This window comes from Segatella copri DSM 18205, assembly GCF_025151535.1.
Classification (GTDB): Bacteria; Bacteroidota; Bacteroidia; order Bacteroidales; family Bacteroidaceae; genus Prevotella; species Prevotella copri.
This window is the reverse complement of sequence record NZ_CP102288.1, coordinates 2,447,746-2,472,228: the sequence shown is the minus strand read 5'-3', so window position 1 is coordinate 2,472,228 and position 24,483 is coordinate 2,447,746. Positions and strand designations below refer to the sequence as shown.

Annotated in this window: 13 protein-coding genes; 8 read left to right on the top strand and 5 right to left on the bottom strand. The window is 46.3% G+C overall.

Annotated elements, in window-relative coordinates; genetic code table 11:
* The first annotated feature begins 121 nt into the window (after window positions 1–121).
* From NQ544_RS10450 to NQ544_RS10420, 7 genes are all read left to right on the top strand, one after another.
* The gene (locus NQ544_RS10450; RefSeq protein WP_006848538.1) at window positions 122–328 is read left to right on the top strand and encodes a DUF6722 family protein; all 207 of its coding nucleotides are present in this window, start codon (window positions 122–124) and stop codon (window positions 326–328) included.
* A 313-nt stretch (window positions 329–641) separates the two neighbouring features.
* Window positions 642–3,635: a two-component regulator propeller domain-containing protein gene (locus tag NQ544_RS10445; protein ID WP_006848536.1), complete on the top strand. Its 2,994-nt coding sequence runs from the start codon at window positions 642–644 to the stop codon at window positions 3,633–3,635.
* A gap of 368 nt (window positions 3,636–4,003) precedes the next feature.
* Window positions 4,004–7,207, top strand: a complete 3,204-nt coding sequence (locus NQ544_RS10440) for a SusC/RagA family TonB-linked outer membrane protein (RefSeq protein ID WP_006848535.1) — start codon at window positions 4,004–4,006, stop codon at window positions 7,205–7,207.
* Between the two features lie 49 nt (window positions 7,208–7,256).
* A complete protein-coding gene (locus tag NQ544_RS10435) occupies window positions 7,257–9,014 on the top strand; it encodes a RagB/SusD family nutrient uptake outer membrane protein (RefSeq protein WP_006848534.1) in 1,758 nt (585 codons plus the stop codon).
* A gap of 84 nt (window positions 9,015–9,098) precedes the next feature.
* Complete coding sequence (locus NQ544_RS10430) at window positions 9,099–10,916, top strand: bacterial Ig-like domain-containing protein (RefSeq protein WP_006848533.1); 1,818 nt, start codon at window positions 9,099–9,101, stop codon at window positions 10,914–10,916.
* A gap of 122 nt (window positions 10,917–11,038) precedes the next feature.
* The gene (locus NQ544_RS10425) at window positions 11,039–12,709 is read left to right on the top strand and encodes an arabinan endo-1,5-alpha-L-arabinosidase (RefSeq protein ID WP_006848532.1); all 1,671 of its coding nucleotides are present in this window, start codon (window positions 11,039–11,041) and stop codon (window positions 12,707–12,709) included.
* A 110-nt stretch (window positions 12,710–12,819) separates the two neighbouring features.
* The gene (locus NQ544_RS10420; RefSeq protein ID WP_006848531.1) at window positions 12,820–13,845 is read left to right on the top strand and encodes a family 43 glycosylhydrolase; all 1,026 of its coding nucleotides are present in this window, start codon (window positions 12,820–12,822) and stop codon (window positions 13,843–13,845) included.
* A gap of 389 nt (window positions 13,846–14,234) precedes the next feature.
* Here the strand turns inward: NQ544_RS10420 and NQ544_RS10415 are convergent, their stop codons facing one another.
* Window positions 14,235–15,800 (bottom strand): ATP-binding protein, encoded by a 1,566-nt coding sequence (locus NQ544_RS10415; protein ID WP_006848530.1) that lies wholly within the window; start codon window positions 15,798–15,800, stop codon window positions 14,235–14,237.
* A 267-nt stretch (window positions 15,801–16,067) separates the two neighbouring features.
* Between NQ544_RS10415 and NQ544_RS10410 the strand changes: the two genes are divergently transcribed.
* Window positions 16,068–16,328: a hypothetical protein gene (locus tag NQ544_RS10410; protein ID WP_006848528.1), complete on the top strand. Its 261-nt coding sequence runs from the start codon at window positions 16,068–16,070 to the stop codon at window positions 16,326–16,328.
* Window positions 16,329–16,471: 143 nt separating this feature from the next.
* Here NQ544_RS10410 and NQ544_RS10405 read toward each other — a convergent pair whose 3' ends face one another.
* The 4 genes from NQ544_RS10405 to purL all read right to left on the bottom strand — a co-directional run bounded on the left by NQ544_RS10405 (window position 16,472) and on the right by purL (window position 24,080).
* A complete protein-coding gene (locus tag NQ544_RS10405) occupies window positions 16,472–18,913 on the bottom strand; it encodes an alpha-L-arabinofuranosidase family protein (RefSeq protein ID WP_006848527.1) in 2,442 nt (813 codons plus the stop codon).
* A gap of 202 nt (window positions 18,914–19,115) precedes the next feature.
* Window positions 19,116–19,688 carry a chromate transporter gene (locus NQ544_RS10400; protein ID WP_006848526.1) on the bottom strand — a complete coding sequence of 191 codons (573 nt, stop codon included), beginning with the start codon at window positions 19,686–19,688 and terminating at the stop codon, window positions 19,116–19,118.
* 89 nt (window positions 19,689–19,777) lie between these two features.
* Complete coding sequence (locus NQ544_RS10395; RefSeq protein ID WP_006848525.1) at window positions 19,778–20,329, bottom strand: chromate transporter; 552 nt, start codon at window positions 20,327–20,329, stop codon at window positions 19,778–19,780.
* A gap of 19 nt (window positions 20,330–20,348) precedes the next feature.
* Window positions 20,349–24,080: a phosphoribosylformylglycinamidine synthase gene (gene purL / locus NQ544_RS10390; RefSeq protein WP_006848524.1), complete on the bottom strand. Its 3,732-nt coding sequence runs from the start codon at window positions 24,078–24,080 to the stop codon at window positions 20,349–20,351.
* Between the last annotated feature and the right edge of the window lie 403 nt (window positions 24,081–24,483).

Genomic DNA, 24,483 nt, shown 5'->3' with positions numbered 1-24,483 from the left:
ATATGAACGTTCCTAGAGTTGTAAATTTACACTTCTAGGAACGTTTTTTTCTTAATAAAAATTCTTTCGTTTCATTTTTTCTTCGTACTTTTGCAATCAGAAGTTTAAAAACTTAATAAATATGTATAAGGAAATAGGCAAATGGTTCTTGGATGTTGCGAAGTATATAGTAACAGCATACGTTTTGACCACAATGTTTGTAAAGGTTGATTCAATCTTTGCTGCATTAGGGGCAATAGTCATCATGGTGATACTGTTTGCCATAGGTGTCTATTTCTTGCATAAAGATAATAATAACGATAAAAAAGATAAGGAAAAGGAGAAATAAGTATGGATGCAGGATTGTTAAGTATGTATGTCGCTCTTATGCTTTTAGGCTTAGGAATGATAGTATTTTCCAAAATTGAAGATAAAAAGAAAGGAAAATAATATGGATACTGGATTGTTTATTATGTATGGCTTTTTGGTGCTTTTGGCAGCAGGAATATTTATTTATGCCAAAATAGATGATCGCAAAGAACAGAAAAGGCAATAATATGAGTAATGGATTATTGGCAATGTATATTTTCCTTGCTGTGTTTGCAACAGGATTAGTTATCTATTCAAAATGGGAAGATAAGCATCAGCAACAAGAGCAATAAATGATGATTAGATACATTCTTTCTATAATAAGCATTCTTTTTATAACCTTGAGCAGTTGGGCGCAAGGTGGGCTGCCTAGTCGCTATAATGTAAGCTATCTCAATATGGCTGCAGGTATGCCGAATAATTTTGCTGATGATATCTTTCAGGATTCTTACGGCTTCGTATGGATCAGTACGCATGGTGGTGGACTGGTACGCTACGATGGTTTCAATTTCATGAACTTTGGTTTGGGGACTCCTGGTATCAGTCTGCGAAGCAACAGCTGCCGCAATACTTGCGAAGATCATTTCAAGCGTCTTTGGGTGGCTTTTGAAGAAGGGCCACAGGTGCTCGACCTCAAAACAATGCAGCCTGTTGTTCCACCTTGTGAGAACAGCCAGGTAGAGGCACACCTCAACAAAGTATTCAAGAACCTTTGCACCCGAACATATTGTGATGCAAAGGGCAATATATGGATGCTTTCTTTCAACCAGCTTACCCGTTTCGGCTTTAACGAAAAGGGCGAGGTGAACAGCGTCTTGTCCACATCCTATCCTTATAATGCTCCCGACCTCGGAATCTGTGATGTCTATCGCAGAGGAACGGTTGTATTATGCAACAATGGAGTGGTGAGCGAGTTTTCTGTGAAGAACAATCAGCTCGTAGCAAAGAATATCTCATCCCTGTTCCCTCCGCTCGAAGGTCGGTATGGGGGGGCGCTTATTTATTATCATGGTAAGATATGGATGGGTACGAATCGCGGATTGTTTAATAGTGCAAAGCAGGAATTCCATTGCTCTGCTACCGACCATTCGCTCCAGCACGAAGTAGTGACGAGCCTTGCTGTTTCTCCAGATGACAAACTTCTGGTAGGAACGCTCTGTGGCGTAGATATCTTCAATGATAAGACCGGAGAGATAGAACATTGGAACACTGCTACGGCTGTGAATCCGCTGAGCAGCAACTTTATCAACAGTCTTTTCTCTAAGAACGGACAGATATGGGTAGGTTCCGAGACAGGTGGTGTTATCAAGCTGGCTCCACGTCAGCTGATTTTGGAATTCTACCGTCACGACCCCGCCACCCCGGGCTGTATCTCTCCTAATGCTGTCAATGCCATGTATGCGGCAGCTGACGGAACCCTGTGGGTAGGAACAGTAGAGGGAGGTCTCAATGCCTTGACTCCAGGCAGCATGAACTTTGTTCATTATACGGTGGCAAATTCCGGTTTGCCGCATAATACCGTCTCGGTTCTTGCAGCCGATAACCGCAATCAGCTCTGGATTGGTACCTGGGGAAGGGGCTTTGCTGTGATGAATCTCAGTCAGCCGGGCAAGATTATTCCTCTGGTGATAGATGCTAAGCATCAGCATTTACTTAACTTTGCCGGTTCCTTGGCTTACGATCCTATCAATGATGGTATGTGGCTCGGAACCAATGATGGTCTCTTCTTCTATGATATGAAGCGCCGCCAACTCATCGAACCTTTCAGGGGATGCCAGAATGTGCGCGGCTGCATTGGTTCTCTGATAACCCGAAAGGGCAAACTCCTGATGGGTTGTGTGCGGGGAATGGTAGAGGTCGACCTCAAGTCGCGTCCTCATGGCAAGGGCGATTTCGCTGTGACGTATCATCAGTATAAACTCGACAATCCGAAGAGTGGAGTCTTCGATAAGATATTGTCTTTCTGCCAGGCTAAGGATGGAAAGATATGGATGGGCAGTAACGGCTATGGTCTGTATTGCTATACCAGCGATAAAAACGGAAAGACTCAAGTGAAGTCGTATACCACCAATAACGGACTTGCCAACAATATCGTGAAGGGTATTGTAGAGGATAACCAGGGTATGTTGTGGATAGCTACTGATAACGGACTCTCTATCTTCAATCCGAAGACCGAGGCATTCTGCAGTTTCTCCCGTGAAGATGGTCTGATCAGTTCGCAGTTCTATTTCAATGGAGCCATCCGCAATGCGAAGGGCGAAATATTCCTGGGCACCGATGCGGGTATGATGGCTGTAAAGGGCATAAACCGTTCTGTGCATCAGACGGGTAAGTTGTACTTTACCGAACTTCTGGTAGATAACCAGCCTGTCTTTGCCGGCAGCGATTATCTGGAAGAAGACATCTCCATCGCCAGAAAGTTGCGTATCCATGAGTGTGATAAGTCGTTCACCCTCTTTTTCTCAGCGCTCAATTATGGCTGCGAGACACAGGGCGTGTACCTTTATCGCATGAAGGGATACGAGAATGAGTGGGTTCAACTCAAAGCTGGTCAGCATAGTGTGCGTTATTCCACTCTGCCAGCTGGAGACTATAAGTTTGAGGTGAAATATATCCCATCTGTCAATTCCGATAAGGAGCAGGTTATCTCTGTAGAAGTTCAGATTACTCCTTATTTCTGGAAGAGCTGGTGGTTTGTTACCCTTATTATAATAGGTATCATCGCCTTGCTCCAATATGCTTATGTGCGCCGTCTCAACAAGATGCGCGTAGAGGAAGTTGAGGCTCTGTACCGTCCTATCGAGGCAGCGATGAAGGAAAGTGATGAACCGGAAAAACTGCAGAGTCGCATCCAGATGATTCTGCAGAACCAGAAGCGTTATCAGGACAGTCAGAAAAAGAGCATTGAGGCTGACAGGAAGATGGTAGAGGAGAATACGCGTCCATTCATGGAAGAAGTGATGGATGTGATAGAGAAGAATTACGATAATTCGGAGTTTGGTGTACAGGAACTGGCAGGTGCCTTGGGTATATCCCGCAGTGTACTGAGCAAGAATCTCTCCAAGGAGACAGGCTTGCCAACAGCCCAGTTTATCCGTAACTACCGTCTCGACATCTCGCGCAAGATGATGGCTGATAAAACTTCCAACCGAAATATTACGGAGATAGCCTACCGTGTAGGCTTCAACGATCCGAAGTATTTCACCCGTTGCTTCACCAAGCAGTTTGGCATCTCGCCGACTGCATATAAGGATCAGTTGGATTCTCAGGGTTCAGATATGGCATAGTTCTCCTTGGATTCTTCGGAGAAATAATGTTCCAAGATGTGAGAATTTGTTAAGTAAATAAAATAAAACTGAGGGGCTACTTGATATAAGTCAAGTAACCCCTTGTTTTGTATGTGTGGGTACACAACTGGTGGATAAGCACGTAATATCCTTAAAAATCTACTGTTTATGCGGTTTGTCCACCTATAAAACCCAATTGTCCACCCAATATAATCCGGTTAATTGTACTTTTGCCACTGAAATTTGATGGTTGATGTCTAGTTTAGCTGACATTTATCATTTCATCCGCAACCTAAAAATAGAGAACGGACGAAACAAAAATATTAAAAATATAATAAACAAAGTATAAACCTAAAAATTGATAAGCAATGAGGAAACAATTATTCTCTATGATGCTATGCCTAGGTGCTGTTGGTGGTGCTTCTTTTGTCACCCCAATGCCCGCAATGGCTGCAGTTGCACAAGATCAGGTGATCACGGTCAAGGGACATGTTGTAGATGATCAGGGTGAACCTCTGATTGGTGCAACAGTTAAGACTAAAGATGCCAAGACTGGTGCAGTTACCGACTTAGATGGTAATTTCGAAATTCGAGTAAAGGCTAATGCGACTCTTTTCGTGAGCTATCTTGGCTACAAGGAGCGTGAGATTGCTGTGCGCGGTCGTGCCATTATCGAATCTATCCAACTCTCTGCCGACAATCAGGTGCTCGACCAGGTTGTTGTAGTGGGTTATGGTACCCAGAAGAAAGCAGACCTTACCGGTTCTGTATCTATCGTAAATGCTGAGGAGCTGAAGAAGGTGTCAAACTCTAACATCTCTACTATGCTTGAAGGTAAGGTTGCCGGTGTGCAGATTACATCAGACGGTCAGCCTGGTGCAGATCCTAGTGTGAGAATTCGTGGTATCGGTTCTTTCGGTAGCACAGCTCCCCTTTATGTCATCGATGGTGTGCCAATGGGTACCACTATCCGTGACTTCTCTCCTAATGATATCGAGACCATCCAGATTCTGAAGGATGCTTCTGCGGGTGCCATCTATGGTTCCCGTGCTGCGAATGGTGTCGTTATTATCACTACCAAGAATGGTAAGAAAGACCAGCCTCTGAAGGTGAACTACTCCGGTTACTTTGGTGTTGACCAGATTCCTGGCGATGTATATGACGTGATGAACGCCGACCAGTATAGCCAGTACCTTGGTACTGCTTGCACAAACTCCAACACTCCTATCCCTGGTGGATATAAGATGGGTGAGGATGGCAAGTATCACTTCCAGGATGCAACCAACACAGACTGGTTTGACGAAGTGTTCAAGACCGGTATCCGCCAGAACCACAACGTAGCCCTCAGCGGTGGTAGCTCTCACAGTACTTATAATGTATCTCTCGACTACTATAACCAGAAGGGTACCTTGGAAGGTGCAGGTCCTAACTACGAGCGTTACACAGCCCGTGTGAACAATACCATGGACACCAAGTTCGTGAAGTTCCGTACAAGCATGGTTTACTCTCACTCTAACCAGGACAACATGGGTCTTTCCAATGCCTCAGAGTATGTCCAGGGTCTGTATGGTGATGTAACCAACGTGCTCCGTGGTACACTTCTGATGCAGCCAACTATCAAGGCTTATGATAAATCAACATGGGTTCTCGATGACAAGGTAGGTGCAGCTAATGGTTATCGCTACGATGCCTATGGCTATGGTGTATATTATGATGGCGTACATGGAGATATCTCTGCATCCAACCCATTGCTGGTTAATAACCTCCTGCAGCGCAACACCTTGGTTGACCGCTTCGTAGGTACCGCTTCTGCCGACGTAGATTTGTTGGGCATGGTAGGTATCAAGAGCAAGAACCATGGTCTTCACTATAATGTAAACCTCTCTTACAGCAAGACAGAGGCAAAGGATAAGACCTGGATTCCTTCGTGGATTCAGAGCAACCGTGTATATCTTGCCAAGGAGAATGAGCGCCTTACCAAGGGCTCACGCAACTACAGCGACGCCTTGGTTGAGAATACCATCACATACGATGGCAAGATTGGCAAGCACAACATCAACCTGCTCGCCGGTATGACTTACGAGGAAGAGAATACCAACCTCCTTACTGGTTGGGGTATCAATTTCACTGAGCCATACTTCCTCCAGCTTCAGAATGCCAAGAACACTTACTCAGAGTCATTCGAGTATAAGCATAGCCTGGCATCATACGTAGGTCGTTTGAACTACAACTATGATGAGAAGTACCTGCTTTCTGCAGTAGTACGTCGTGATGGTAGTTCTCGCTTGAGCAAGAACATCCGTTGGGCAACCTTCCCATCTGTATCTTTAGGTTGGCGTTTCGATAAGGAGAAGTTCTTCCCTATCAGCCGCGACATCGTTAACATGTTCAAGATTCGTGCCAGCTACGGTGAGCTCGGTAACGAGAACATCGGTGAGTACCAGTATATGGCTACCATGAACCGTAACAACATGACTTACAGCTTCGGCAACAGTCCTGTAACCGGTTCTGCCGTTTCTACCTTCGTGAACAACGATATCGCCTGGGAGAAGAAGAAGACCACCAACGTGGGTATCGATCTGGCAATGTTCAACAATCGACTGGAGTTCACTGCCGAGTGGTATAAGAACAAGTCAGAAGATCTGCTTTACTCTGTTCCTGTGCCAGCACAGACCGGTGTATCCAACACCTCTGTAACCATGAACGCTGCCTCTATGGAGAACAGTGGCTTCGAGTTCAGTGCTACCTATCGCAACCACGATCATGCCTTCAAGTATGATATCAGCGCCAATGTAAGTACCCTGAAGAACAAGGTAACTTCTCTGGGTATCGGTAAGGATTCATACATTGCGGGTGCATACGCTACTTACGTAGGTCAGGAGATTGGTAAGTTCTATGGTTGGGTTTATAAGGGAATCGCCCGTACTCAGGAAGATTTGGACAACAATGCTGTTCAGCAGGGTGCCAATGTCGGTGACTGCCTCTATGAGGATATTTCAGGTCCTGACGGAACTCCTGATGGCGTAATCGATGCTTACGACCAGACCGTATTGGGCAGTGGTCTTCCAAAGGTAAACTTCGGTTTGAGCACTCACTTGGAGTATAAGGGTTTCGACCTCAACATCTCTACATACGGAGTATTGAACTATCACGTATCAGATGATATCTATAATAGCTTGAACTCTTGCTACGGCTATGGTAACAAGGAGGTAGGCATGCTGGATGCCAATCGTTGGTCAGAGGATGGTACCTACCTTTCAAGTGTTCCACGTACCTACGCAGCCAACAATGCAACATTGCCATGGAACGACCTCTTCAGCTCTCGCAAGATTCAGAATGCTGCTTACTGGAAGATAGCCAACGTAGAGTTGGGCTACAACTTCCCAGACAAGTGGTTTGGTGGATATGTAAATGGTGTACGTCTCTATGTATCAGCACAGAACCTCTACACCTTCACAGGCTATCATGGATATAATGTAGACTATGCTGGCGGTACCTTTACCCCAGGTTACAACTTCTGCTCTTTCCCAAGTGCAAGAACATTCATGTGTGGTCTCCACTTCACATTCTAATAATGAGAATAGACAAGTATAAGAATCATTATTTAAAAGAACATTTGATATGAAACTATATAAATTATCATTAGCTCTCTTCCTTGGCCTCGGTGCAATGGCAACTACATCATGTGAGGACAAGTTGGAGGTAACAAATCCAAACCAGCAGACCACCGGAACCTTCGGTTTCAATGCAGATGATTTGGAGGAGTGCGTTATCGCAGCATACAACCATATCCGTATGGAAGGTTCTTCTGCTCGTGTAGGCTATACCCTTGATGTAACACGTGGCGATGAGGTTTGGAACTCATCACAGGTATGGTATATGCCATTCGACGACATGAACGACCCAGTAACAGACGAAATCTCATTCTGGCCTTGGCGTGAGGCTTACTATACTATTAATGTATGTAACTTCATCCTCTCACGTACCACAGGCGATGATGCTTCGCTCAGCGAAAGCATGAAGCGAATCAAGGGACAGGCTCTCTTCCTCCGCGGTTATTCATACTATACATTGGCAGGATATTATCAGAATCCTGCGCTGATTACTGATTATGCCAACTATTCTTCTCTGGATGGTCTCTATGGCAAGAACAGTACCTACGACGATGTGCTCGATCAGGTGGAGAAGGATTTCGCAGAGGCTATGACTCTCCTCCCATCTCGCGATGCAGGTGGCGAGTGGGCAAAGGGACGTGCTACCTGCGGTGCTGCTGCCGGTTACTATGCCCGCACTCTGATGCAGCGCCATAAGTATAGCGATGCACTCGTTGTACTCAAGGACATCATGAACAAGAAGTATGGCTCTTACAAGCTGATGGCCAACTATGGCGACAACTTCCGTGAGGGTTCTGCTTATGAGAACAATGCCGAGAGCCTCTTCGAAATCCAGTATCTCGACTACGGTTCACAGGGTGTGGATGATGAGTGGACTCCAGTTAATACAAGCCCTAACGCTACACAGGGACATGCCGTTGAGTCTAACTTCGCTCCAGGTAGATTCGGTGGATGGGCTGACCTCTCAGCTTCTCCATGGTTGTACAACCTCTTCAAGCAGGAGCGTACCACAGCTGGTAAGTTGGATCCACGTCTCTACTGGACCATCGGTACCTACGAGAATGAATGGGAAGGATTTGAAAATGGCAACGTGGCTTATACCAGTCAGATGACAGCTACTGATACAATCATAACCAACAACAACTATGGTGGTCTTCCTATCGCTAAGTGGACCAATTTCCGTACCAACCTTTATGATAAGGTGACAACCGGTCTTCATTGCGGTATCAACCTCCGTATGATGCGTTACTCAGACGTTTTGCTCCGTGCAGCAGAGTGCGAGAACGAGGTGAACGGTCCTACACAGCAGGCTATCGACTGGATTAACCAGGTTCGTGAGCGTGCTAACCTGAAGGATTTGAGTCTCTCAGACTTCGATACCAAGGATAAGCTCTTCGAGCAGATTGCCAATGTAGAGCGTCCAAAGGAGTTCGGTTGCGAGAATGGTCGTGGTCTTGACCTGATCCGTTGGGGATTCTTCTATGATCAGGGTCGTTTGGCTCAGTTGAAGGAGCACGGAACCTTCCGTCGTTCTCCATACAAGGCTAAGGAAGCAGTCAGCTACTCTATGGTAGGTGTTGATCCAGAGTTGAAGAGCTCTTACGATACATACGTACCAGGTCATGAGTTCCTGCCTATCTATCAGGGCTTGTTGAATGATAACCCTAACCTGACAGGTAACTCAGCTAATACGAATACGGATAACTCATCTGATTTCTTCGGAAGAGGTTGGACTGTTCATCCTGTAGTTAACTTGGGCAACTAATAATATCTATTCCTATGGGGTTTCTTAACGATAGCCCCATAGGGAAACCAAAATAACATTTACATATTTATAATAGGATATAATATGAAACGTCTAAATAAATTAGCATCCGTCTTCTGTGTGGCAGCCATGGCATTGACAGCGATGACAGGATGCGAGGGAAGTGACATGTTTAGCGTCAGCTCTCCTGATTGGCTCTCTGAAAAGATTGATTCAATCGAAAAAGCTAACCAATCTACAGAGGAAGTGCTTGTAGGTATGAATGAGGATGTCTATACTGTAGGTAATACTGATTTCTCTTCAGGCTTTTGGACTTCATTCTCAAAGTATTATGTGGTTCAAGACAACCAGAAGTGGAATGCCGTGTTCAATCTGAACATCAATCCTTCTGCGACTAACACCTATAAGAACTTCGCCCTCCTCATCACCAATGATGTGGATCGTGGCGGAACAGGTTATACCGAGTATGGTGCTATCCGTTTTGATAACCAGCCAAGCGGTAACTCTGAGTGGGGTGACCATATCGACAGAAGCTGCGTGCAGAGTAATCTCACCTTTGAAACTGATAAAGACAAGGGTGTAGATAAATTGGGTGGTAAGGTAACATTGACGGTTGACCGTTCCCGTGTAGATACTTTCATGGTGAAGATTACCAATGGTACAGTTACCAAGACCTACATTCAGCCATCTAAGATTGCTAATCTGAATGCAGACGAGAGCAATACCAACATCCGTTGCTTCCTGGTACCTGAGGGCTCTTACATCGATTTCATGCAGAGCAACGTAGAACCTATCGGCGGTTATACATCTGCCCAGGATAAGGCTCCGGTTTCTATGGTGTTGAACAATGTTCCTGCCGAAGTAGACGAGAATACACCCCTAGAAAAGGCAATGGAGAATGTGTCTGCTACCGTAACCTTCGAGGAAGGTGTAACCAAGGTAATTCCTGCCAAGGAACTTTATTTCTCTGCCATCAACGATATGGATGTTTCTGGCACCAAGAACCTCATCGTCATCTATAACAAGACATTCAAGGGCGAGAATGCTTCTACTCCTATCGTTGCACAGAAGACATTCGAAGTTGTGCCAGCTATCACAGCTCTCCATATAGTAAGTGCGCCTACACGTCTCACTTATAAGTATTATGAGGCAGCAGGCATCACTAACCCTGCTTCTGCTGTATTCCCAGTAGATACTAAGGGCTTGACAGTTCAGGCTACTTATTTGGATGGTGTAACTCGTGATATCACACTCGATAAGTTGGTTATCTCTGCAGTGCCAATGAAGGCAGGCAAGCAGGCTGTTACTGTAACTGCTAAGAATGGTGTGAAGACAACATTTGATGTAACAGTAGAGAAGCATGCTGCAACATTCGTAACTCCTAGCCCAGCTATCTTGGGTGCTGAGGATTGTACAACTGGTTGGTGGGGTGCTCACCTCGATGCAGACGTGAAGGTTCCTGCTGGCGAGACTCGCGCATTCTCTTTCACTAACTTGGGTGGTGCAGCTAACTGGAACAACTACGTAGTAGTACTCCGCAATGCAGCTTTAGCTGAGTATGTTGTAGTTCGTTCGGATAACTACGGTTGGACTGGCGACAACTCTGGTCCTTATGGATGGAAGAATTGTACTGCTGGTTCTACTGGTGCGGCTGACTGGGCAACTTGGTTGGCAGGTATGAATGGCGCTAAGGTTGTTGTTTACGTAACCAACAATAATAATGGTACTGCTGACGTCTTAGCTATTACAACAGGTACTGATGGCAAGGTAAATACTCAGTATTACTATGGTATTGATGGAGTTGTTGCAAACGACCTCTTTGTAGACTTCACCGTAGATAGCAGCTGCTTGAAGTTTGATACAGCAGCATCTGCTCGCAAGTACTCTGCTCGTCGCAGATAAGAGAATCTTTGAAATACTAGATAAAAGGCATGACCTATGAGGAGGATGGAAGAATCCTCCTATGAGGCCTTGCCTTTTTTCAAAAATATCGAATAAAAACTAACTAAACTTTTAAGGAAATAATGATGAAACTTCTTAATAAATGGGCATTCTTGCTGGCATGTACTTTGGCAGTAAGTTGTAGTAGTGGTGGAAGTGATGATCCTGATGTACCAGATACACCAAACAAACCAGAGACTCCTTCCCAGCCAGAAACTCCAAACAATCCTACTAGCGAGGATTTGGCTAAGTATGTTTGTCCTACATATAATGACAATTATACTTCAGTAGCTGCTTGGACTCAGCGCAGTAAGTGGAATCTTGCCAATGTGCATGACCCTTCGGTAGTAAAGGCTGCTGATGGATATTACTATATGTATCAGACTGATGCCAGCTATGGCAATGTCCACGAAGGTCATGGACACTTCCATGCTCGTCGAAGCAAAGACCTCGTAAACTGGGAATATCTCGGTGGTACGATGACGGTGGCTCCTGCTTGGGTGAAGACTAAGTTGAACGAGATTCGTGCTGAGCAAGGTTTGGCTCCTATCGCCAACCCAAGCTATGGCTATTGGGCTCCTTGCGTAAGAAAAGTGAAGGATAATCTCTATCGTATGTACTATGCCATCGTGGTGAACAACTACATCAAGACAGGTGGCACTACCTATGATGGCTCTTGGACGGAGCGTGCCTTCATCGGTATGGCAGAGACTACGGACCCAGCCAGCAACAAGTGGACAGACAAGGGTTTCGTGATTTGCTCTTCTTCTGATAAGGGTAAGAACTGGGCTCGCAAATCGGACCGCGACTGGGACGGCTACTTCAAGTTCAATGCCATCGACCCTTCGTTCATCATCACACCTAATGGCGAGCACTGGCTTATCTATGGCTCTTGGCACAGCGGTATCGCTGCCGTGCAGTTGAACCCAGAGACAGGCAAGACCTTGAAAGAACTTCCTAAGTCATACGGTACAGCAGATGAGATTGCTCATTACGGAAAGCTTATCTTCACTCGTACCAACGGTAGTCGTTGGCAGGGAGCTGAGGCTCCTGAGGTTGTATACCATGATGGATATTATTATCTCTTCTTGGCTTACGATGGCTTGGATGTTCCTTACAACACCCGTGTGCTTCGTTCCAAGAATGTGGACGGTCCTTACGAGACGATGAATAACAGAGTGACTAATGCAGCCAATGGCGCAGGTGACAATCCTACCGTCTTGACTCATCCTTATAAGTTCAGCCAGGGATATGGTTGGGTAGGCATCAGCCACTGTGCCGTCTTCGACGATGGCGCGGGCAACTGGTACTATGTATCTCAGCAGCGTATGCCTGCCAATGTGGCTGGTATCAATGCAAGCAATGCCATCATGATGGGTGGTGTGCGTAGCATCAAGTGGATGTCTAATGGTTGGCCTACTGTGATGCCAGAGCGTTATGGAGCTGTGCCACAAGTGGCTATCAAGGCTAGCGAACTGGCTGGCACTTGGGAAGGTATAGACCTCGCTTATGAGTATGGCAAACAGCGCGTCAGCACCGAATTTACACTCAATGCCGACGGCTCAATGACTGGTGGTACGGCTTGGCCTAATGTGAAGGTATGGAACTTTGATACTTCTTCCAACACCCTCACCATCGGTACTACCAAGCTCAAGGTACAGCGTGAGGTAGACTGGGAGGCTAGTCCTCGCAAGTTGACTATCGTATACTCTGGCGTCAGTGGTAGCAAGAGCTTCTGGGGCAAGAAAAAATAAATGTTAGTTAGTTTTTAAGGTATAAAAGAATCTAAGTAGAATCTTTTGGGGGAGTTAAGCAGTGAAGCTATGACTCCCCTTTTTTGTTAAAAAATAGAGAAGATATACAGATGAAACAAACTGCAATGAAATATTTTGGCATTGTGGCGATAGCCATGATGCTAGCGCCAGCTGAGTCTCGTGCACAACAGCCTTTGGTTGTAGATACTCCTTTTGTCCACGACCCCGTAATGGCGTATGAGAATGGCAAGTACTATCTCTACTGCACAGGTCATGGCATCACGCAGATGACCTCTACCGACCGCAAGCATTGGACCATCGTTCCTCAGGGCGTGCTCAAGAACAGTGAGATTCCGGCATGGACGCATGATAGTGTGCCGGGGTTTGAAACCCATATCTGGGCTCCGGATGTTATCCGCTTCAAGAACAAGTGGTATCTGGCTTATTCCTGTTCTACCTTTGGCAAGAACACATCTGCCATCGGCTTGCTGAGCAATACTTCCTTATCTGATAAGGATGGATGGAAGGATGAGGGCTGCCTCGTCGCCTCTAAGGGTGATAGAGACAACTGGAATGCCATCGATCCGAATTTCATCGTTGATGAGAAGGGAAACCCTTGGCTTACCTGGGGCTCTTTCTGGGATGGCATCCAGATGATCAAGTTGGATAAGAAGTCGATGCATGTCAAGAAGGGCGCCAAGCCTCAGACCATCGCCCGCCGTCATGTCGTAGGCGATACTTCGGCAGAGCCGAATCCTACCTCCAAGTTTGCCGGCACCAATGCCATCGAGGCTCCTTTCATCATGAAGCATGGTGATTATTACTATCTCTTCGTGAGCTGGGATTACTGCTGCCGCGGCATCAAGAGCAACTATCGTGTTGCCGTGGGCAGAAGCAAGAAGGTTGCCGGTCCTTATCTGGATAAGGAGGGTAGGGACATGCGCAATGGCGGAGGTACGCTGATTCTGGAAGGCGATAAGAAAGAATATGAGGCGATGGGTCATTGCTCTGCCTACTCCTTCCCCGATGGCGATTTCTTCTTCTGTCATGGTTATAGCGTGCCAAAGAATGGCGCCAGCATCCTGGTTCAGAAGAAAATCAACTGGACGGAAGATGGGTGGCTGACGCTGGAATAGCCTCGATTTTTAAAACACGGACAAATTGAATTTGTCCGGCTCTTTTGTCTGGTGGCTTGTAAGTTATTAAAAATGAGTGATTTATAAAGATACGGACAATTTGTCCGGACAAATTCAATTTGTCCGTTTGTTTTTTTTAGCCCTTTTTTGCTTGAAAACAATGGATTTTGGTGCCGAAACCTATGAGATGCTGGGAAGAAACCTATGAGTTATGATGAAAGAAACCTATGAGTTATGATGAAAGAAACTATGAGTTGTGGGAGAGAAAACTATGACTTATTTTTTTTAACAATTCAAGATGGTTTGAAAACCTTGGCTTATCCAAACGAAATAAGCATCAAAAAATCCGAAACAGATAACTTGGCAAGCTTCTGTTTCGGATTTTTTCTTTATTCTTCCTTAATCTTCCAATCGCTGATAGTGCGCTGGGTGCTGTCAAAACTGATACCGATTTTTATCAGTCGCTTGCCCTCTGTATGATATGGCAGCATATAGCCTTTTTCGTCTATTTGTGCCAAAGCCTCATCAGCACTCTTATCTACCTTCAGTTCGAAGACGTAGATTGTATCTGGCATGTGCATCACGGCATCAGCCCTGCCGATGGCACTCTTCACCTCTGTGCGGATATAGATGTTGAGGAAACTGAACATCAGATAGAAGATAGTCTGATAATGCTTCTCGCTGTGATTCTCCAAATCATATGGTATCGTAGCCATATAGGTGCGCATGTGCTCCAGTGCCGCCTCGATGTCATTTCTATAAACCGCCTTGCAGAATCCCAAGAGGAAGGCATTGTTGTCAGAACGGCGAGGGTTCACATAATGAGGAATCAATGAGTTGAGCAGTCCGTCGCGTACCTCCTTGTTTGGGATGCCCAGCGTATATTCCTGAAACATCGGTTCATATTTCTTGATGGTCAGATAGCCGCTCTGGTAAAGCAATGGCAAGGCTTCTGTCATTTCCTCTGTTGATTGGTCGAAGGAACTCAATACTGTCTCTTGACTCTCTAAAGTAGAAAGATTGACATGATACTTATCCAAGAGTTTCAAGAGGAAGGATGGAGTGCCGGAACCAAACCAGTAAGGAGCAATCTTGCCTGCATTCATTGCCTTTACAAGACTGAACGGATTGAAAATATCTTCTGATTTCTCGCTGAAATGATAACCGTCGTAGAATTGCGTCAGCTCTTTCAGGCACTCCTCATACGTCATGTTCAGTGCCTCGCCCATAGCCTCAATATCTGGTTTCATCTGCGTGGTAAGCTCGGTTTTGCTGATGCCGCAGATGGCTGAGTACTGGTCGAACAGACTGATATTGTCGAGGTTGTTGAGTTCGCTGAAGATGCTGAGCTGCGAGAACTTGGTGATGCCCGTGATGAAGGTGAACTCCAGGTAAGGATCGAGTTTTTTCAGAGGACTGTAGAAGTTCTGCATAATGCGGCGGAGCGGTTGCAGGTTTTCCTTTTCATGTACCACATCCAGCAATGGGGCATCGTATTCGTCGATGATGACAACAGTCTTTTCGCCCGTCTGCTCATAAGCACGCTTTACGATACCATCCAACCTTTCGTTAGGGTAAATTTCCCCTTCTCCTTTACCATAAAGTTTCTCGTAAGGCAAAAGCTGCAGATTCAGATAATTGTTCAAGCCATCTGCATCAAAATGTTTGGCACCGCTCATATCGAAGTGGAGCACAGGATGCTTCACCCATTCCTTCTCGTATTCAGCAATAGCCAATCCCTCGAACAGTTCCTTTCTTCCCTCGAAATAGGCCTGAAGGGTAGATGCAAAGAGCGATTTTCCGAATCGTCTTGGACGGCTCAGAAAGATATACTTCATACCTTTTTCTCTGAAATCCACGATGTATTTGGTCTTATCTACATAGAGATAACCTTTCTCGCGAATTTCTTCAAAAGTCTGAATTCCTACAGGATATTTATTTACTATTTTTGCCATAATCCTATATGCTTTACGTTTTGCGCTGCTAAGTTACAAAGAAAATCCGAATTAACCAAGCATAATGGTTAAAAATAAAATGCTTTGTAAAATAAGGCATCCGGAATACCCCGAAACATGTAAAATAAGGCACTCTGATGAGTTAAAAACATATAAAATAAGGCATTCCTCATTATTTTTTCTTATCTTTGTTCGCCCCGAAAAAATAACGCGACTGGGTTGTGGAAAGGGGGAAAGAGAAAATAGAGATAAATTTAAATATAAGAAATGAACAAATTAAAAGCATTATTGGGTTTCGACCCAAAGACTACTACGGTCAAGACGGAATTGATAGCTGGTATGACTACTTTCCTGACCATGTGTTACATTCTGGCAGCCGGTGCATTGCTGGGTAGCTCTACCATTACCACTTATGTGGAGAGTGCTTCGGGCGTTGCCGAGGGTGGTAAGTCGGGCTTGACATCTTTCTTTGTGGGTTTGATGTTTATCCTGAGCATCTTCCTGCTCTTCAATTATGTTTTCGGTTAATTAAACGACAGATAAAAAACGAGGCGGCAATCTGCATCACGCAGGTTGTCGCCTTCTCTTTTCTAACTAACTTTCTTATCAACTATTCAAAATGTTATTACCTATATATGGATCCCAGGGCATCCTGCCCTGGATGTAGTCTGTTATTTCAAACGGATGATGTTCAGCGAGCTGGCTGGAATCTCTACCGTTGCACCGTTCTTCTCTGTAGTTATGTAGTTTTCTACAGGATAGATATTGGTAGGATTATCGATGGTATTCTCCTCCAGACCATTCTTGGCAGAAAGGCGGATGAGCTTGCCATTCTTGATTTCCTTGCCCTGAAGATTAATCTTCGCTGTGGTGTGCTCGGTGCTGGTGTTGGCAATCTTCAGGATTACCTCGCCCGTCTGTTCATCAAGTGTGGCTGTAGAGAAGATGCCAGGAAGGGTGTTTGCCTTCAACTTGGTAGAGAATATTTCCTTGCCATCCAACTTGGCGAAGATGCTGTCGCCTACTACTTTCAGCTCGATGTCATACCACTTGCCGGTCTCGATGCTGCCTGGGGTAGTAGCAATCTGACTCTTGGCACCATTCACGATAGACTCCACACCGTGCTGGGTATTGTTCCAGCCGCCGAGGTTCAACCAGCAGTAGTTGTCCTTATCCACGTAGTTAAAGATGATGAGGAAACCTTCGTTTCCGGCATCCTTCTTCGCGCGTACCTTATATATATAGCCATTGCTGGTAATCTCGCCTGGGTTCAGACGGATGCAGCTCTCTTCGTTGCTGGTCTGCTTGATGAGGCTACCCTCAGTCTTCCACTGTCCACGGATATCGGTAGGCAACTCCTGCAAGGTCATCGGCAGCGCCTTTCCGTTCTCATCGCTGTAGCCCTTGTCCTCGAAAGAAACCTGAGTGCCCCATGTTCCCATACCTACACGGCAAATAGCTGGCTTCACCTGAGTCTGCTCATATTTGTATGGATTCTCCTGGTTCACCTTCAGTACACGGGTACCGATGTTGTTTGCCATCACGTTCTGAACGTAGTAAGATGGAGTTCCGAATACCTTGTCTGATGTATACTGAATCATATCCGGTGCCCACATACGGTTGTTGAGGTTGGCGAAGATAGGAGCGTAGGATGCCATGGTCACGATGTCAGAGTTGTTCTCGATGCCCATCATATAGACAGCCTCACCGAGTGCTGCATCGAGCGAACCCATATTGCCGAAGCCCTGGGTTACGGCATATTCACCTACATAAATCTCGCTGCCCTTACGGTCGTAGTTGTCATACTTGTTGAAGTTCTCGGCAAACCAGGCAGGATTTCTGTAGTAGTGCTCGTCGAGGAGTTCTACGCTCTCGTTGCTTTCCCACTTAGGATTGTCATCGCCCCAAGCCACCACGTTACCGATGAGGTGCATCTTAGGATATTTTGCCAGAACCGCATCCTTGAACTTCTTGAAGCGCTCGTAGTAATGGTCGCTCTGAGCCGCAGGATCCGGCTGGTTGTTCTCATTACCAATCTCCAGATACTCGATATTGTATGGTTCCGGATGACCATTCTTAGCACGGAGCGCACCATATTTAGAGGTAACAGGACCGTTGGCATACTCCAGGGCATTCATGCACTCATCAATCCAAGGCTGGATGCTGTCTACAGGAGTCATACCGCCGTGCCACAAACCTACGTTTACAACATAGAGAGGCTTGGCGTTCAGATCCTCGGCAAGCTGCAGATACTCATCGAATCCCATACCATCGCTGGTACGGTAGCGCCAGTTTACGTTCTTATGGCCCGGACGTTCCTCGATAGGACCGATAGTCTTCTCCCAGTGGAAAGCATTCTCTGGAGATTCCTGTCCCTCTACGTAGCAACCGCCAGGGAAGCGGACGAACTTAGGATGGATGTTATAGAGAAGCTGAGCCAGGTCAGGGCGCAAGCCATTCTCGCGATTCTTGAAAGTAGGAGGGAAGAGGCTTACTACATCGAGAACGATGGTACCTTTTCCGTCGGCTACGAGTTCGAACTGAGCCTTGGCATCGTTTCCGTTGGCAGTCAACTCTGCCGTATATTTGGTCCACTTCTTGCCAACCTTGGCATTGAGTGCTGTTTCTGCATACACCTTGTCGCCCTTGGCGTTGGTGAGGCGAGCCTTCAATCCGCCCTTGTAGCTACCCTTAGCCCAGAAAGAGAGTTTATAGGTTCTGCCCTGCACGGCGTTGATTCCCCAGAAACCCTCATTGATGAGAGAGGCTGTAGCTGCAGGCTTGGCAGCGATGGTAAGCTGGAGTGCCTTGCCCTGTGCATTGTTGAGCAAACCCTTATTGATGAGTTGTGCATTGATCTTTGCACCTTCCTGAGAGGCAGTTTTCCAGGTAGGAATATTCTTGTCATCGTCTTCGAAAGAACGGTTGCTGATGAGTTCGGCATAGAGACCGCCATCTGCAGCATGGTTGATATCCTCGAAGAAGATACCATAGAGGTTAGGAGATACCTTGATACCTGGGTTAGAGGCATCTACATTGATGGTAACCTGTGCGTTGGATGCCAAAGCAGAGGCCAACACTGCTGAAAGTAAAATCTGTCTTTTCTTATTCATTTCTTATTCTTAGGTTTGTTTGTTTACTTGTTGGTTGGCATGAAACCAAGCTAAGCCTGAATTCATGCCGCGATTAATACACAGTTGCAAAAGTACACAAAAAACACAAAGAAGAGGTGGACAAAAAGCGAATTATAGTGTAAAAGGTGGATTTTCATCAGAAAATCCACCTTTTGTTTATTGTTGGTCAATAAAATCGGTTTTAATATAGTAATACCAGTCCGGCAAAAGCCGAGTAGAGTATCATGCGGATAGGATTAATCTTCAGCACCTTCACGCCGATAAAGGTGGCAAAGAAGAGGGCGATGGAGATGTAGAAATGCCAGGGATTGGCTGGCGTAGAGAAGTTCTCGCCATTCATCAGGAGCAGGGCTGCGGCTCCCACCAAGCCGACGATGGCAGGACGAAGACCGATGAAGATGCTCTGGACGGCTAAGGTGTTCATATACTTGTACAGCATCTTGCTGATAAGAATCATCAAAACCAAGGATGGGAGAACCAGCGCAAAGGTCGCCATGGCACTTCCGAGTACAGCCATCATGCCACTCATGCCGGCATTATGGACAGCTGTATAGCCACAGTAGGTGGCGGTGTTGATACCGATAGGTCCCGGTGTCATCTGAGAGATGGCAACCACATCGGTAAACTCTTGCATCGTCATCCAATGATATTGCGTAACAACCTGTCCCTGAATCAGGGATATCATGGAATAGCCACCTCCGAATCCGAAGATGCCTATCTGAATGAATACGATGAAAAGCTGAAGAAATATCATATATATATAATAATGTGTAAAGTTAATAGGGCATTCCTACAATAAGGCGTAGCCCCTATAAACTATTAACTATAAACTTTTAACTAATCTTACTCCGTTGGCTGGATAAACTGTCCATAGATGTAGCCACCTACGGCAGCTGCGATAATTACCCAGATTGGGTTGACGCCCAAAAGCCAAATCAGAAGGGCGGATAGAATAGGAATCCAGCAGTTGACAAGCGAAATACCGGCACTCTTGGCAAGCGAGAATGTAGGTACGGCTATCAATGCCACGACGGCAGGACGGATGCCTGCAAACATGGCAGCAACAACCTTGTTGTCTTCAAACTGATGGAAAAACATGGCTATCGCTAAGATAATAAGGAACGATGGCAACGAAGCGCCGAGGGTGCAGACGATGGCTCCCGGTGTCTTTGCCAACTTATATCCGAGCAGGGAACTCATGTTGATGGCCAGGGCGCCCGGACAAATCTGGGTGGTAGCGATGGCATCCAAGAATTCCTCCTTCGTCATCCAATGATGCTTGTCGACGACTTCGGATTCTATAATAGGAATCATGGCATAGCCACCACCAAAGGTGACTATGCCAATCTTCATAAATGTTTTGAATAATGTAAGATAACTTACGCTATTATTCATTTTTTACCTTTTTATTTTTTTACTTTTTCAAAGCTCTTTCTTCAATCCACTGACGTGCATTGACAAATGCCTCAATCCAAGGAGTTACCTCGTCGTTGCGGCGATCAGCTGGATACCAGGCGTTCTGCCATGGGAAGATGGCACGCTCCAAGTGTGGCATCATAGCCAAGTGGCGACCATCTGCAGAGCAGATACCTGCTACATTGTAGTCACTGCCGTTAGGATTACCTGGATACTCAGCGTAGTTGTACTTCGCAATGATGTTGTAGTGATCCTCTGGCTCTGGCAAGTAGAAACGGCCCTCGCCGTGAGCTACCCAGATTCCGAGCTTGTCACCGCTCAGGCTACCGAACATTACACTGTCGTTCTGAGGAATAGTCAGACCGAGGAATGTACTCTCGAACTTCTTAGATGTGTTGTGGCAGAGGTGTGAACGATGCTTGTGCTCAGGATTGATGAGGTTCAACTCAACCATCAGCTGGCAACCGTTGCAGATACCGAGTGAAAGAGTATCCTCACGGGCATAGAACTTATCGAGTGCCTCTTTAGCCTTAGGATTGTAGAGGAATGCACCAGCCCAACCCTTGGCAGAACCGAGAACATCGGAGTTAGAGAAACCACCGCAGAATACGATGAAGTTCACATCCTCCAGAGTCTCACGACCAGAAATCAAGTCGGTCATCATCACATCCTTTACATCGAAGCCGGCGAGATACATAGAGTATGCCATCTCACGCTCACCATTGGTACCCTTCTCACGGATGATAGCTGCCTTGATGCCAGATGGCTTGCGACGGTTTGCGTCGAGGCTGTAGCTAGAGAGAGTTCCCTTGAAGCCGTAGCCGAAGTTCATCTCGATAGGCTGCTTCTTATAGTTGGTGTAACGCTTCTTAGCCATACCGTTCATGCTCTGCTTGCGGTCGAGGAGGTAAGATGTCTTATACCAGTTATCACGCAATGCATCGATATCAAACTCGTGCTCGAAGCCTTCCTTCTTGATGATAATCTTGCGGAGCTCAGGAGCAGGATAACCAATCTTGGCATAACCGATACCGTTCTCATCGAAGAATGCTTTCAACTCGTCCTTGTGAGCATCGCTTACCTGGATGACAACACCTGGGTTCTCTGCGAAGAGAGTCTTGATGATGTCGGCATCTGCGATGTCGTGGAGGTTGATCTTCATACCGCCCTCTACGTTGGCGAATGTCATTTCGAGGAGAGTAGTAATCAAACCACCGGCGCTGATATCGTGACCAGCCATTACCCAACCACGGTTGATGAGTTCCTGTACGGCGTTGAAGCAATCAACGAAGTACTCTGGGTTCTTGACGGTAGGAATATCGCTGCCCACCTTGCCCAGGCTCTGAGCGAAAGCAGAACCACCGAGACGCTGCTCGTCGAAACTGAAGTCGATATGGTAGAGGCTAGAGTTCTTGTCGTTAACGAGAACTGGGCTAACCACCTTCTTGACATCTGAAACCTCACCACCAGCACTTACGATAACGGTACCCGGAGCGATGATCTTCTCGCCGTTAGGATACTGCTGGGTCAATGAGAGAGAGTCCTTACCTGTTGGTACGTTCACGTGGATGGCGCAGCAGAAGTCTGACAAAGCCTTCACACCCTCGTACAGACGGGCATCTTCACCCTTCTGACTGCGGCAAGGCCACATCCAGTTGGCTGAGAGGCTGATGCTGTCCATGCCATCTGCCAATGGAGCCCATACGATATTAGTCAATGACTCTGCTACAGAGAGTACTGAACCTGCCTTAGGATCGGCAAGACCAGCCTGAGGTGCATGACCCATTGCTGTTACGATACCCTTCTCGCCACGGTAGTCGAGTGCTACGACACCACAGTCTGAGAGTGGCAACTGAATCTGACCCTGACCCTGCTGACGGGCAATCTTACCTGTTACGGAACGGTCAACCTTGTTGGTCAACCAGTCCTTACAAGCCACAGCCTCCATCTGGAGAACACGCTGCAAGTACTTGTCGAGGTTATCTGCAGAATAAGTTACATCTTCATATTTGCGCTCTACGGTCTCATCTACCATCACAGTCTTAGGAGTATGACCGAACATCTGAGCTACATCGAGGTCGAATGGCTTTACGCCGTCAGCCTGCTTGAAGCTGAAGTGAGCATCGCCTGTAGTTTCACCAACCACGTACATTGGAGCACGCTCACGGTCGGCAATCTTCTGAACCTCGCTGATATACTTCTCGTCGATGAGCAAGCCCATGCGCTCCTGGCTCTCGTTGGCGATGATTTCCTTGGCGCTCAAAGTTTTGTCGCCGATAGGCAACTTAGACATGTCGATTTCGCCACCGCACTCTTCTACCAACTCAGAGAGACAGTTCAAGTGACCGGCTGAACCGTGGTCATGGATGCTGACTACTGGGTTCTCATCGTTCTCAACGAGTGCACGAACCAGGTTGTAGGCACGCTTCTGCATCTCAGGGTTGGCACGCTGAACAGCGTTCAACTCGATACCGTTGCTGTAACGGCCTGTATCTACAGAAGAAACAGAACCGCCACCAAGACCGATGCGATAGTTATCACCACCTACTACGACCACCTTGTTGCCCTTCTGTGGCTCGCCCTTCTTATAGTCACGCTTTTTGCCGTAGCCAACACCACCAGCAAGCATGATTACCTTATCGTATGCATATTTCTCACCATTCTCCTCGTGCTCGAATGTAAGCACAGAACCGGTGATGAGAGGCTGACCGAACTTGTTACCGAAGTCTGATGCACCGTTGGAAGCCTTGATCAGAATCTGCTCAGGAGTCTGATAGAGCCACTTACGCACTGGCATGATGTCTTCCCAGTCGCGCTCAACATCGCTCTTTCCGTTGTCATCCTTCAGGCGAGGATAAGCAGTCATGTAGCAGGCAGTACCTGCGATAGGCCATGAACCTACACCACCACCCATACGGTCGCGGATTTCACCACCCGTACCGGTAGCAGCACCGTTGAAAGGCTCTACGGTAGTAGGGAAGTTGTGGGTCTCAGCCTTCAGAGAGATAACACTCTCGATATCCTTCACCTGGAAGAAATCGCTGGTAGTCTGATCGGCTGGAGCAAACTGCTCGATAACAGGACCCTGAGAGAAAGCCACGTTGTCCTTGTAAGCAGAGAGGATCTTGTTAGGATTCTCGTTGGTGGTCTTCTTGATCATGTTGAAGAGAGAAGACTCCATCTCCTTACCGTCGATGATAAACTGGCCGCCGAAGATCTTGTGGCGGCAGTGCTCTGAGTTGATCTGTGCGAAACCGAAGATTTCGCTGTCGGTGAGAGGGCGTCCGTTCTCTTTCTCCAGCTTGTGGAGATAAGCCATTTCGTCCTCGCTGAGGGCAAGACCCTCTTCCTCGTTATACTTCTCGAGGTCATCGACGTACTTGATAGGTTCTGGCTGGTGGTTCACGGTGAACACATCCTGTCCGATACCGTTGTACATACGCTGGAGCATAGGGTCGTGCTCAGCGTCTTCGCTATCTACAGGGAAGTACTCCTCGATACGCGAAATGCCGTTAAGACTCATGTTCTGAGTAATCTCAACGGCATTCGTACTCCAAGGAGTAATCATTTCACGGCGTGGGCCGACATAGAAGCCCTGCAACTGCTGGGCGTCCTCTAAAGTCGCGTCACCATAAAGCCAACAAAGTTCATTGATTTCGTCCTGAGATGGTTTGTGGTCAATCTCGGTCGCAATCACACTCTTAGATGGAGTTCTAAAAAAAAGAATCATACTTGCTTTCTTTTATATTATTAATGTATTTATTTCTTTTCGAGTGCAAAGATAGTGCAATTTCAAGACACTACAAAATAAAACACTGTTTTTTATGTTTTTTTTTGTTGAGATTTGGGCTATTCTTACCTTAAGAGGCTACATTTGACGGTTTAGCTATAAGAAAAGTGCTTTCTGTTGCCTTTTTTTGTTAAAAAGGTGATAAATAAAGATTTAGAGGTTAAAAATGTCTAAATGCATTTGACAAATATTGTTTATTCGAGTCTTATCTGTAACTTTGCAAGTGAAAGAAGTGAATCAGTTTCTATAATGCCCTAAAATGTAGAAGCTTCCGGATAACGGATGAAAGCCGGGAGAACTCTAATATAATAGGAGGTAGAAAGCGACGTTAATATACTATAAT